At 66.8% G+C, this 11,321-nt stretch carries 12 protein-coding genes; 5 read left to right on the top strand and 7 right to left on the bottom strand.

Annotated features, from left to right (window positions below):
• Positions 1–294, top strand: a 294-nt coding sequence (locus tag BLR05_RS23390) for an integrase core domain-containing protein (RefSeq protein WP_143015951.1), incomplete at its 5' end; no start/stop codon positions are given.
• A gap of 166 nt (positions 295–460) precedes the next feature.
• On the opposite strand, the gene BLR05_RS23385 is transcribed toward BLR05_RS23390, so the two are convergent.
• From BLR05_RS23385 to BLR05_RS23355, 7 genes are all read right to left on the bottom strand, one after another.
• Positions 461–1,129: a hypothetical protein gene (locus BLR05_RS23385; protein WP_092839642.1), complete on the bottom strand. Its 669-nt coding sequence runs from the start codon at positions 1,127–1,129 to the stop codon at positions 461–463.
• A gap of 61 nt (positions 1,130–1,190) precedes the next feature.
• Positions 1,191–1,844: a hypothetical protein gene (locus tag BLR05_RS23380; protein ID WP_225979058.1), complete on the bottom strand. Its 654-nt coding sequence runs from the start codon at positions 1,842–1,844 to the stop codon at positions 1,191–1,193.
• A 44-nt stretch (positions 1,845–1,888) separates the two neighbouring features.
• A complete protein-coding gene (locus BLR05_RS23375; protein WP_092839656.1) occupies positions 1,889–2,551 on the bottom strand; it encodes a DUF8616 domain-containing protein in 663 nt (220 codons plus the stop codon).
• Positions 2,552–2,775: 224 nt separating this feature from the next.
• On the bottom strand, positions 2,776–4,404 hold the full coding sequence (locus tag BLR05_RS23370) for a CehA/McbA family metallohydrolase domain-containing protein (RefSeq protein WP_092839637.1): 1,629 nt from the start codon (positions 4,402–4,404) through the stop codon (positions 2,776–2,778).
• Positions 4,405–4,543: 139 nt separating this feature from the next.
• Entirely contained in the window at positions 4,544–6,949 is a 2,406-nt protein-coding gene (locus tag BLR05_RS23365; RefSeq protein WP_092839634.1) for a TonB-dependent siderophore receptor, read from the bottom strand.
• A gap of 151 nt (positions 6,950–7,100) precedes the next feature.
• The gene (locus tag BLR05_RS23360; protein ID WP_092839631.1) at positions 7,101–8,081 is read right to left on the bottom strand and encodes a FecR family protein; all 981 of its coding nucleotides are present in this window, start codon (positions 8,079–8,081) and stop codon (positions 7,101–7,103) included.
• Entirely contained in the window at positions 8,071–8,670 is a 600-nt protein-coding gene (locus BLR05_RS23355; RefSeq protein ID WP_092839628.1) for an RNA polymerase sigma factor, read from the bottom strand. Before BLR05_RS23355 ends, BLR05_RS23360 begins: the two co-directional genes overlap by 11 nt.
• 191 nt (positions 8,671–8,861) lie before the next feature.
• Here BLR05_RS23355 and BLR05_RS23350 point away from each other — a divergent pair, with 191 nt between their 5' ends.
• From BLR05_RS23350 to BLR05_RS23335, 4 genes are all read left to right on the top strand, one after another.
• Positions 8,862–9,485 (top strand): phosphoadenosine phosphosulfate reductase domain-containing protein, encoded by a 624-nt coding sequence (locus BLR05_RS23350; RefSeq protein WP_092839625.1) that lies wholly within the window; start codon positions 8,862–8,864, stop codon positions 9,483–9,485.
• 240 nt (positions 9,486–9,725) lie between these two features.
• Complete coding sequence (locus BLR05_RS23345) at positions 9,726–9,944, top strand: CsbD family protein (RefSeq protein WP_013592887.1); 219 nt, start codon at positions 9,726–9,728, stop codon at positions 9,942–9,944.
• Between the two features lie 70 nt (positions 9,945–10,014).
• A complete protein-coding gene (locus BLR05_RS23340) occupies positions 10,015–10,593 on the top strand; it encodes a hypothetical protein (RefSeq protein ID WP_092839622.1) in 579 nt (192 codons plus the stop codon).
• 203 nt (positions 10,594–10,796) lie between these two features.
• Complete coding sequence (locus tag BLR05_RS23335; protein ID WP_092839620.1) at positions 10,797–11,315, top strand: hemerythrin domain-containing protein; 519 nt, start codon at positions 10,797–10,799, stop codon at positions 11,313–11,315.
• Positions 11,316–11,321 lie beyond the last annotated feature (6 nt).

Raw genomic sequence — 11,321 nt, 5'->3', positions numbered from 1 at the left:
CGGGCGTTCATGGCCTGGGCGGCGGCCCGGGGCGTTCGGCACTTGCTCAACGACGCAGGCTGCCCGACGCAGAACGCCTACATTGAGAGCTTCAACGGCAAGTTCAGGGATGAGTGCCTCAATGAGCAGTGGTTCGAGTCACTGCCACAGGCCAGGCAGGAGATTGCCCGATGGCGGCGGGACTACAACGAAGTACGCCCGCACAGCTCACTGGGGCGCATACCGCCGGCCAGTTTCGCCGCACAGCATCGCCAGCGCACTGGCGATGCTGTGCAACAACCGGAGATCAAGTAATCTCCAAACCCTTGGACTCGCTAACTCAACATTGGCACGGCTGAAGGGGGCAGGTCACCCCGTCCCCACGGCTAACACCCTCGCGGCGGCACGCTCGCCATGGCCGAGGGGGCCGCTCAGGCGTCGCAGGAGGTGGCGCAGTGGGGGGCGCAGATGGGGCGCTAAGTCATTGCGCCAGCGCCGCGAGGCGGCGCAGCAGCGCTTCGATGTCCTGCCTGCGAACTGGAAGGAATTCCTGCACCGTCGTGTCTGGAGGGGGATGCCCTTCCAGTTCCTTGTCGCAGAGCGCCATATTGGTGCGGATCGCTGCTCGCGTGTCCGCCGGAACGCGATAGTTCGCACTTTCAGCGCGTTCGAGATAGTCATCGAGCGTGAGGTGTGCGCATTGCGTCAACCAGGGAATCTGCGCGCTGGCCTTGTCGAGATCAAACGCCCCGCAGCCGGGATGGATGTAGAGCTGCAGCAAACGAAGATGGGCATCGGGGCTTTTCGGCATCACGCGCAGCATGATGGCTTCGACGGTGCGCGCATCGAAGCCGGGAATGCGGTCGCAAAAGACCTTCATTTCACTGCGCAGGTCCATTCCGACCTGTGCCCCGTGCATGGCGCGTAGCTGCCACTGGCGTGCTTCCGGTTCCCTGCGCTCCGTTTCGAGGTAGGCGCCATAGCTCCATTGCGCGGCGTTGTCGCCCTGCTCGGCGCGCTCCTGTATCCGCATGAGGCAGATGCCGCGAAGGTTGTATTCGTCCTGGGTATCACAGGTGCGCGCGCTGTCGATCCACCACCATGCGGTGTAGATGCCGATCAGTAGCGAGGCGACGAAAAGCATTGCCATGCCAGTATTGACGCGGCATCCTTTAATGCTGGTGTACCGAAGAGCCTTCCGGCATTTGCATTTATTCGCCCAGCGTTGCCAGTGCATGTGCCAACGCATCCAGGCTTGCCCTCCGCACCGGCATGAATTCGCGCACGGTGCTGCCCGGCGGTGGGGGGCTGGCCAGTTCGCGTTCGCAAATGGCCATGTTCGAACGGATGGCTTGGCGAGTAGGCTGTAACACGCGGTGGTGGGCACTTTCGGCACGGTTCAGATAATCCACCAGAGTCAGGTGTGCACACTGGGTCAACAACGGAATCTGTGCACTGGCCTTTTCGAGATTGAAAGCGCCGCAGCCAGGGTATATATAAAGTTGGAGAAGGCGTAGATGGGCATCGGGGCTGCTCTGCGCGATGCGCAGCATGATCGCTTCCACTGTGCGTGCGTCGAAGCCAGGAATCCGGTCGCAATAGCCAAGCATTTCCCCACGCAGATCCAGGCCGTCCCGGGCACCGTGCATTGCACGTAATTGCCAGATGCGAGCTTCCGATTCCTGGTTTTCTGTTTCGAGATAACTTCCATAGGCCCATTGCGCAGCGTTGTCCCCCCGCTCGGCCCTCTCTTTTATCTGCATCAGGCAGATGCCGTGATAGGAGTACTCGTCCTGCTGGCCACACCGTGCACTGTCGGCCCACCACCAGATGGTGTAGGTACTCAGCAGTATTGAGATGAGCACAAGCCATTTGGCGCCGTATCCAAGGCGTCTCCACCATCGAAGCATCATTGTTCCCTCAGCATCTCTCGGGCCGATCGGCCGGTGACGGGGCTGCCGCCATCGCGTGGTGACGTGCGGGTGGTAGCGATGGGTTCGCCATCCGGGCCCCAGGTTCGCCATTGTCCCGGGCGCAGAAGGTTGGGGACAGCCAGGCGTTCGAGCACGCCAGGTAGCTTCTCGAAGGCGCCTTGGCCAATGGCGGGGCCTCCGAACGCTTGGTTCCAGGTGGTTGTGGTGGGCGCAGTAACGTGGGTGAGCAAGCTTCTGGCCAATGCACTTGCAACGCCGTCAGGAACTGCTCCTGCATTGCATGCGTCTATCAAAATAGGTTGTCTGTGCCATATGCCGCTGGTACGGATGGTCCGGGCGATTTCCTCAATGTTCGTGACTCCCTGCAGGCGGTGTGCGGTCGCGTGGGCGAAAAGATAAAGATATCCCTCGACGCCTCGTTCTCTCAACCCCGATAGATACAGAGCTTTGTCTCCAGGCTGGATGAGGATGATTTTTTTGCGGATGGGATCGATGGTCGCGATCTTTTGCACCAATTTCCGCGAGTCATCCAGCCCTTCGAACACCAGCTTGGGCAACCCCTTCCCCGGTCCATACTGAATCCACCCATTTTCGATGGGCTCCGCAGGTCCCTCCCGGAACCAGTAGGCAAGCGACATCCGGTCTTTCCTCCCCATGTGCATGTGAATGGAAGGCCGGTGCAGCCTTCCCCCCGGGCGGTGCGTGCCCTGGACGGATGCCAATGTGCCTGCATCGGGAGGTGTGCGGATGGCCATTGCACCGCGCGTTCTGCAATGCAGAACATTTCCACCGCGCGCTGGACAAGCGCGGTGGAAATGGGGTTGGTGAAGCAGGAAGGCGGCGCGATGGCGCCGCAAGGCCGCTAGCGCAGCGACACGAAGACCGGGTTCGAGTAGAACCAGAGGTTGCCGTAGTTGCGGTCGTTGATCTGGTCGTGGCGGGTGGCAGGATCGGTCGTGGTGACCGGCTGGTCCGCCAGCGGCTCGCCCCCGGACGTGAGGCCGGCCACGTTCTCGCCGAGGTTGGTGCCGCGCAGGCGCAGGTACTGGTTCTTCGTGACGGTCATCGGGAACTCCACCATGTTGTAGCCTTCCTCGTCGGTGGTCCAGTCCGCGGCGGTGAAGCGGCGCAGCACGCGGGTGCTCGGGTTGGTGGCTTGCCGGTAGGCGTCGGTGCCGGGTTGTGCTTTCGCGCCCACGTCGCCCACGATGAGATCCACATGGTCCACCCTGGGCGTCATGTTGCCCGGGTTGCCGCTCGCCACCGGGCGCTGGTAGTTGTTGACCGGAGGGCTCTTGAAGCGGATGCGCACCGTCACGCGTTCGCCGGGGGCGGCCTGGATCTCCTGGCCCATGGTGGCCCGGCCCGCAGTGCCGGACACGTTGAAGTCCAGGGCGTTGATCAGGTCGCCGAACACGCCGAAGCTGCGGCCCGCGCGCAGGCTGTCGATCAGCCCGTCGATGTGGCCTTCCGCCTTGGCGCTCTGCCAGACGTAGGTCTTGGCGTATTCGCCGGGGTAGTAGCCGCTGCTGTTGTTGTTGGAGTCGATCTCGAAGTGCGAGTCGGAGTCGGCAATGTTCCAGATGCGGCGGCCCTCGCCCAGCAGCGCGTCCCACACGCCGCCCAGCTGCGCCACGATGTAGTCGGTGCCGCCGTAGGTGCGGTTGGGCTTGTTGGCATCGATGTAGGCCGAGGTGTAGCCGCCGCGGTCGGGCTCGAGCTGGTTGCCCACCATGCCTTCGATGGCGAACACGATCCCGGGCGCCAGGTCGTTCATCTGGCGGAAGTCGGCGATGGTGTATTTGTTGGGGTTGCGCGAGGGGTGGTTGATCAGCGCGTAGCTGGTGTCGGGGTACTTTTCCTTCAGCCAGGCAATGGCCTTGATCGCATCGTCGCCGGTCTGGTTGTAGCGCTGCGGGTACCGGGCCTTCCAGCGGGCCACGTCGGCCGGGTCGAACAGCGACTCGGCGCCGGTGGTGAAGAGGTACTGGAATTCCTTGGCCGCGCTGGCGGAGGTCTTCCAGTTGCCGCTGGTTCCCTCGAAGATGCCGACGCCGATGTGGTCGTGCGTGGGCATGTCCCACTCGAACGCGGAATAGATCAGCTTGCCCTGGTAGTTGCCGGCGTCCTGCAGCGCCTGGATGCGCGGCATCTCGTAGCTTTCCATGCCGTAGGCGAAGGCCCTGGGCGCGGGCAGCAGGTTGGCCGCGTTGTCGTACTTGGACGAGCGCAGGTGGTTGGTCACGGCCATCCAGTCCAGGCCGTAGCTGCCGAAAGCCTTGCCGAGCAGGAAGTCCAGGGTCTGCGTGGTGCGTGAATCGTCGGATTGCACCGTGTGCGTGTGCAGGTCGCCGGTGGTCCAGCGGCCCTTCTCGAAGTTGTCGGACGAGCCGCCAGAGCCGCCGCAGGCGCTCAGGAGAAGAACCAGCAGGGAGGAGGCCGCCAGGGGATGGCGCACGGGCCGGCGTGCGCGGAGCGTGGAAGTGGGCATGGGACGCGGATGTTGCAGGGCGTTGTACGAGCGTGCCCCGGTCGCGCGCTGGCGACTGGAGGCCGGCATTTGTAACAAGGGGCCATGACTCCCCGGTGACACCTGGCCCGCCCGCGTCCGGCCCTCCATGCCCTCCGCTTCAGAAGCTGTGCCGCAGCGTCAGCGTCGCATTGCGCGGCGCACCCGGGAGGTTCAGGTTCGCGTTCGATCCATGGGCCGACACGATGTAGTTGCGGTCGAACAGGTTGCGCAGGTTCAGTTGCACCGTCGTCGAGCGGTCGATGCGGTACTGCGCCATGGCGTCCACCACCACGTACGACGGCAGCGTCACGGTGTTGCCGGGGTTGGCGAAGCGGTCGCCCACGTAGTTCACGCCGCCGCCCACGCTCCAGGCCTCGCCGAGCTGCTGGGTGACCCAGGCCGAGAAGGCATTGCGCGGGGTGAGGGTGGCGCGCTTGCCTTCCACCAGCTGGCCCGCGTCCGTGGCCGTGGAGCGCGTGACGCGCGTATCCAGGAACGCGTAGCTGAACGTGGCCTGCGTGCCGGGGCGCAGCTCTCCCGAGAGCGACAGCTCCAGCCCGCGCGTGCGCTGCGTACCGATGGGGATCAGCACCGTGGGCTGCGCCGGATCGGCGGTCTTGATGTCGGTGCGTTCCAGCTGGAAGAGCGAGGCCGTGGCGGTGGCGCGGCCGCCCAGCAGCTCCCACTTCGTGCCCACTTCATAGTTGGTGGTGCGCTCGGGCTTCACGGACGCATTCGATGCCGACAGCGCGAACATCTCGGCCGACGGCTGGTACGAACGGCTCACCGACGCGTAGTACGACTGCACGGCATCGGGCTGCCAGACCAGGCCCAGGCGCGGGCTCCAGGTGGTGTCCGTGCGCTCGAAGTCCGCCTGGCCCGGCAGGCGGTTGTCGGTCTCCTGGCCGAACCGGTCGTAGCGCATGCCTGCCAGCAGCTTCCACTCCGGCGTGAACGTGACCTGGTCCTGCACGTAGGCGGCGCGCGTCAGGTAGCGGTTCAGCGTGCTGCCCGTCAGGGCACCGCCGCCATTGAGCGGCGCCACGGGCAGCACCGGGTTCCACAGGTTCACGGTGCCGAGCGTGCCGCCCGACAGCGTGAGCGCGTCCTTGTTCTGCTGGCCCAGTTCCACGCCGTACAGCACCTCGTGCTCCACGCTGCCGGTGCGCAGTTTCTGGATCAGCTCGGTTTGATTGAACACGCCGTGCTCGAAGCGGTCGATGCCCGAGCGCGTGAGCGCCACGGTGCCGGCGGCCTCGTTCACGCCGCCGGACGGCAGCGTGTTCTGGCGGTCCAGCTCGTAGTGGTAGTAGCGCAGGGCATTGCGCACGCGCAGAGTGTCGGAGAAGCGGTGCTCGAAGGTGGCCGTGAAGGAGCCCACTTTAGATTCCGACGTATCCGCATCGCGTGCATTGGCCGATCCGTAGTAGGTGCGCGGGTCCACGGCCACCGGGCGGCCCCGGTACGCCGGAATGCCGAAATCGGTCACGCGCTTGTCCCGCAGGTAATCCGCCTGCAGCATCAGCGAGGTGGCGCCATCGGGCTTCCACAGCACCGACGGCGCGATCGCCTGGCGCTCCAGGAACTGCTGGCTGCGGTAGCTGTTGGCGTCCTCGGCCGCACCGGTCACGCGCCAGGACCAGTCGCTGTCCGCGGGCGCGCGGCTGACGTCGAACTCGGCCCGCTTGTCCGCCCAACTGCCCACGCTCACGGCCGCATCGGACACGTTGGTGCCCGGCTTCTTCGTGACGCGGTTCACGAGGCCGCCGGAAGATCCTCGCCCGTAGAGCACGGCGGCCGGCCCCTTCACCACCTCCACGCGCTCGATGTTCGACAGGTCGCGGAAATACAGCGCATCGTCGCGGAAGCCGTCCACGAACTGGTCCCCGATGCTGGTGAAGCCGCGGATGCTCACCTGGTCGCGCTGGCCGTCGCCCGTGGACAGGCCCACGCCCGCCACGTTGCGCAGCGTGTCCTGGATCGACGTGGCGCCCTGGTCGCGGATCACCTGCTGGGGCACCACGTCGATGGTCTGCGGCACGTCGCGCAGTGCGGCTTCGGTCTTGGTGCCGCTGGCGGACGAAGGGGCGTAGTACGCCGTGTCCTCGCCGCGTGCGGCCCGCACGCGCACTTCGCCCAGTGCGGGCGCGCCACCGGCAGCCTGGCCCGGCGCTGCCTGGGCGCGTTCGACGGTGAAGGTGCGCCCATCCTGCACTCGCACGATGAGGTCCGTGCCGGCCATAAGGCGGTCGAGCGCCTCGCGCACCTCCAGCGTGCCGCGCAGCGCGGGCGCGCGCAGACCCTGCGCCAGTTCGGTGGCGAACACGATCTGCGCTCCGCTCTGGCGGGCGAGCGCGGACAGCGATTGCGCCAGCGGCTGCTCGGGCAGGTCGATGGCCACGGGCTGGGCATGGGCGGCGGCAGCGATGCACAGCGCCGCGGCCAGGGCCGCGCCCCGGAGAGCGAAGGAACGGGGCTGGCGCAGGGGGTGAAGGTGGCGCGGAGGGCGGAACGGGGTCGGCATGGAACGGAAACTCCTGGCGGAAGGCGGTGAAGAAATAGCCGGAGAGAGCTCCGGCTTGCCTGCAAGCCGAACGGGCGCGTGGGTTTGTACACCTCTCCCACGAAAAAATTTGCCAGGCAGGTTGGGGGGCCGTTTCCCCGCGGCCGGGCCGTCAGGAGGCGGAGTGCGTCCCCGCGCGGGACCGGATCACCACGCTGCCGTCGGGCTGCCGGTGCACCGCCACGGGCGCGAGCCGCGGCAGCAGATCGATGAGCTGGTCGATGCGGTCGAGGTCGAACACCCCGGAAATCTGCCGGCCCGCGGCCTGCTCGTCCGCGATCACGATGGGCGCGGCGTGCAGTCGCTGCATCTCCGCCACGGCATCGGCCAGCGGCGTCGCCTCCAGCAGCAGCCGTCCCTCGCGCCAGGCCGTGGCCGCGGCCATGGCAGCGGGGCCCGGGCGCTCCGGGGCCGGCAGCCCTGGCATGGCGCCCGCGGTCGCAGCGCTGTCCGGCACGCGCAGCAGGTCTCCGGCCACCAGCGGCACCGCCGGGGCTGTCCCGTGCAGCGGATGCACGCTGACCCGGCCCTGCAGCACGGCGATGTCCGTGCGCCCCGTTCCACCCGGGGTGAACGGCGCTCCGCGGCGGCGGATCTGGAACACGGTACCGATGTCGAGCACGCGCACGGCGCCGGCCTGCACGGCGAAGGGCCGCTGCAGCCATGGCAGCCAGCGGTGCCAAGGCGCATGGGCCACGTCGAACGACGCCTCGCCCGTGGAGAGGGCCAGCCTGCGGGAGCGCAGGTGCAGCGCCACCTCCACGCGGGACTGGCCGTGCAGCCGCACCTCGCTGCCGTCCGGCAGTCGCACGCTGCGGCGCTCTCCCTGGGCGGTGGCGAGGGTGTCGCGGTGCCATGCCGGGTCGGCCCACCAGATTCCGGCGGTAAGCAGGGCTGCCGCCGCCGTGCCCGCAGCCGCCTGGGCGGTACGGCGCCGTTTGCGGGCGGCGGCTGCGCGCTCGATTTCCTCGGGCGTGGGCAGGTGCTGGCGCAATGCGTCGGCGAAGGGCGCCAGCGCTTCGTCGAACGGAAGGTGGGGAGAGCGCGCAGGCCGGCGGGCGGGCGGCGGCTTGCGCGCCTGATCAGTATTCATGGTCGCGCTGTGGATCCCCGGCCGGCGGGCTGCTGCGGTCGCGGGCTCCCTGCAGGACCGGCTGCACGCTGCGCAAGGCACGTGCCAGGTGCCGTGCCACCATGCTGCGCGAGATGCCCAGGCGCTGCGCGACCTCGTCCTGGGGCAGCCCGTACAGCTTGGCCATCACGAACACATCGCGACAGGCCTCGGGAAGCTCTGCGATGGCCGACAGCAGGGCCTGCCGGCACTGCTGCGCCGCGCAGGCCAGTTCGGGCGGCGACAGCCGCGCGGGTGCCGGTGGCGATGCATGCGCTTCCAGCAAATCCGGTTCCACGGCCGTCTCGGGCCGGCGTGCGCGGGCGCGGTGCCGGTCGATCGCCAGGTCGCGCGACACCGCACGCAGGAACGCTACCGGGTTCTCCACATGCTGCGGCACGGGTCGCTCCAGCAACCGCACGCAGACCTCGTTCACGATCTCGCGGGGAAAGCAGTCTTCGCCGAAGCGCTGCCGCAGCGCGCCGACCAGTTCCTCGTAGTGCTGTACGAGCGCCGCCAGCAGGGGGGCGGCGCCGGGGGCGGCGCGGGAATCGGCAGCGATGGATGTCATGGCGGCCGTGATTATAGAAAAGTTAATACGAATTATTAACATTGATAAACAGAATTCCGCGTATTGCGTCCCTGCCGCTGGCGTGGGCGAGCCCTGGCGCCGGGACGGCCGGCCGGACGCGGGGCACAATGCCAGCCCTGCCGCCGGCGCTTTTCCTTTCCTGCCGGCGCGGCAACGGAGCCACGCATCCCATGAGCAGCATCGACCTCGACCGTATCAATGCCGAACTCGGCCACAACGCGCAGGGCCTCGTGGACTGGGCCATCGGCCTGGGCCAGCCCCCCATCGTCACCACCAACTTCCGCCCGTTCGAGGCCGTGATCCTGCACATGTGCACGCGCACCCGGCCGGACATCCCGGTCGTGTGGATGGACAACGGCTACAACACCGAAGCCACCTACCGGTTCGCCGACGAGGTGACGCGACAGCTCGGGCTGAACCTGCGCATCTACCTTCCGCTGCGCTCGCGGGCCCACCGCGAGGCGGTGGACGGTCCCACACCCGGGTTGGACGACCCCCGCCACGCCGCGTTCACGCAGGAGGTCAAGCTCGAGCCCTTCGCGCGGGCCCTGCGCGAGACCGCACCCAAGGTCTGGTTCACCGCCCTGCGTGCCACCGACACCGCGGTACGGGCGCAGATGGATCCGGTGAGCCTCAACCCCGACGGCCTCGTCAAGGTCGCGCCGCTGCTCCACTGGAGCTCCAAGGACCTGTACGAGTACTGCCAGGCGCACGGCCTGCCCAACAATTTCGACTACGTGGACCCGACCAAGGGCGAAGACAACCGCGAGTGCGGCCTGCACCTGGCCCATTGACCGGGTGCGCCGGCCGCGGCGCCTCTCCTCTCTCCATCCCGAAGGGCGTGCTTGCATGCCCTTTTTTTATGGCTGGGTGCTCACGTGGTCAGTAGTCCTGGGCTGACGCAGCCTCACCCCCCGTGCCTACGCGACCGTGCCGGGCCGACTTTTACAGTGCCTCCATCGCATACCGCAAGGGTTCCACCCCGTATCGGAGTGGATGGCGGAAGCGAGACCCCCAGAAGAGAGGACACGTCCATGAACGAAGACACCATCAAGGGCAACTGGAAGCAATTCACCGGCAAGATCAAGGAACAGTGGGGCAAGCTCACCGACGACGACCTCGACGTTGTCGCCGGCAAGCGCGACCAGTTCCTCGGCAAGCTGCAGGAGCGCCAAGGTTTGGCACGCGATGCCGCCGAGAAGGAACTCAAGGCCTGGCAGGACCGCCATCCCGATTTCCGTTTCGACAAGTGATCCGTTCGGACTCCTGCTCTCTCAGCACATTTCCTAAAACCATCCCCTTCACTGACTTGAGGAGAAAACAATGAAGCACGCACGCAATCTGCTCGCCCTGGCCGTCGCCGGTCTGCTCGCCACCTCCGGCATGGCCATGACCAAGGAAGAACACAAGGCCGCCGGCGACCGCATCTCCGCCGACTACAAGGCCGCCAAGGCCAAGTGTGACGGCCTGACGGGCAATGCCAAGGACGTCTGCCAGAAGGAAGCCAAGGGCAACGAGAAGATCGCCAAGGCCGAGCTGGAAGCCCAGTACAAGCCCAGCGACAAGAACACCTACAAGGTGGCCGAGGCGCGCGCCGATGCCGCCTACGACGTGGCCAAGGAAAAGTGCGACGACCTGAAGGGCGATGCCAAGAACGTCTGCCAGAAGGATGCCAAGGCAGCCCATGTGAAGGCCAAGGAAGACGCCAAGGTGGCCCGCGCTGAAACCAAGCCCGCCGACACCGCTGCCGAGAAGGGCGCACAGGTGGCTGAAGCCAAGAAGGACGCAGCCCACGAAAAGCGTGAAGCCGACTACAAGGCTGCCAAGGAGCGCTGCGACACCATGAGCGGTGACGCCAAGGACAAGTGCGTTGCAGACGCCAAGCGCATGTACAACCAGTAAGCGTACTGGTGGGAGCCATGGCACGCCACGCCATGGCCCTCTGTGGGCCGAGGTCTCCTGACGGGGGCTTCGGCCTTTTTTGTGTCCATACCGGGGCATGGATGCCCTGGCCGGCGGCCCGAACGCTGACCTGCATCAAATCTTCCGGCCGGGGCTGCACCTAAGCTGCATCGCTCACCGCAAGCCAAGGATTGGAGAGATGCATGGCCGCACTGCAATGGTCGGAGGGTCTCGCACTGGACCTGCCCCTCATGGATGAAACGCACGAGGAATTCGTCGCGCTGCTGGCTGCCGTCGAGGCGGCTGCAGACAGCGAACTGCTCTCTGCCTGGAATGCCCTGGTGGCGCACACCACGGAGCATTTCGCGCGCGAGGACGCATGGATGGCCGCGACCCGTTTCGCATCGGGCAACTGCCACAGCCTGCAGCACAAGGTGGTGCTCCAGGTGATGGGAGAAGGTACGGCACGCGCCGAGACGGGAGATACCGCGGTACTGCGCCATATGGCAGGCGAGCTCGCCGTCTGGTTCCCGCAGCACACGCAGACCATGGACGCGGCACTGGCCCTGCACCTGCGCCGCGTCGGCTACGACCCGGTCAGCGGCCGGGTACATGCGCCGGATGCGCTGCCGGCGGCGCCCATCCATGGCTGCGGAGGTGCCTGTTCCGCAGACCTGGCCGTCGAAGCGGCCAAGTCCGGGGTGGCGGCGGCCGTGGGCTGAAGCACT

It is taken from the genome of Paracidovorax cattleyae (genome assembly GCF_900104515.1).
GTDB classification, from domain to species: Bacteria; Pseudomonadota; Gammaproteobacteria; order Burkholderiales; family Burkholderiaceae_C; genus Paracidovorax; species Paracidovorax cattleyae.
This window is presented reverse-complemented; position numbering and strand designations above follow the sequence as displayed.

Bases quoted from the DNA above. Each gene is read 5' to 3' on its own strand.
- BLR05_RS23385 (WP_092839642.1), bottom strand. From the start codon at position 1,129: ATGGCAATGCTTTTCGTCGCCTCGCTACTGATCGGCATCTACACCGCA.
- BLR05_RS23375 (WP_092839656.1), bottom strand. From the start codon at position 2,551: ATGTCGCTTGCCTACTGGTTCCGGGAGGGACCTGCGGAGCCCATCGAA.
- BLR05_RS23370 (WP_092839637.1), bottom strand. From the start codon at position 4,404: ATGCCCACTTCCACGCTCCGCGCACGCCGGCCCGTGCGCCATCCCCTG.
- BLR05_RS23365 (WP_092839634.1), bottom strand. From the start codon at position 6,949: ATGCCGACCCCGTTCCGCCCTCCGCGCCACCTTCACCCCCTGCGCCAG.
- BLR05_RS23360 (WP_092839631.1), bottom strand. From the start codon at position 8,081: ATGAATACTGATCAGGCGCGCAAGCCGCCGCCCGCCCGCCGGCCTGCG.
- BLR05_RS23355 (WP_092839628.1), bottom strand. From the start codon at position 8,670: ATGACATCCATCGCTGCCGATTCCCGCGCCGCCCCCGGCGCCGCCCCC.
- BLR05_RS23350 (WP_092839625.1), top strand. From the start codon at position 8,862: ATGAGCAGCATCGACCTCGACCGTATCAATGCCGAACTCGGCCACAAC.
- BLR05_RS23345 (WP_013592887.1), top strand. From the start codon at position 9,726: ATGAACGAAGACACCATCAAGGGCAACTGGAAGCAATTCACCGGCAAG.
- BLR05_RS23340 (WP_092839622.1), top strand. From the start codon at position 10,015: ATGAAGCACGCACGCAATCTGCTCGCCCTGGCCGTCGCCGGTCTGCTC.
- BLR05_RS23335 (WP_092839620.1), top strand. From the start codon at position 10,797: ATGGCCGCACTGCAATGGTCGGAGGGTCTCGCACTGGACCTGCCCCTC.